This window comes from Enterobacter sp. 725m/11 (genome assembly GCF_011683705.1).
In the GTDB taxonomy this organism is placed as follows: Bacteria; Pseudomonadota; Gammaproteobacteria; order Enterobacterales; family Enterobacteriaceae; genus Enterobacter; species Enterobacter bugandensis.
Window position 1 is genome coordinate 1 of record NZ_JAAQOK010000139.1, and the last position, 229, is coordinate 229.

Sequence of the window (229 nt, forward strand, 5' to 3'; positions counted from 1 at the left end):
GGTACAGGGTGACAGTCCCGTACACGAAAATGCACAGGTTGTGAACTCGAAGAGTAGGGCGGGACACGTGGTATCCTGTCTGAATATGGGGGGACCATCCTCCAAGGCTAAATACTCCTGACTGACCGATAGTGAACCAGTACCGTGAGGGAAAGGCGAAAAGAACCCCGGCGAGGGGAGTGAAAAAGAACCTGAAACCGTGTACGTACAAGCAGTGGGAGCACCTTCG

Annotated in this window: 1 rRNA gene; it reads left to right on the plus strand. The window is 53.7% G+C overall.

Going from position 1 to position 229, the window contains the following annotated elements:
* Positions 1–229, plus strand: a 23S ribosomal RNA gene (locus tag HBA26_RS22770); the annotation flags it as partial.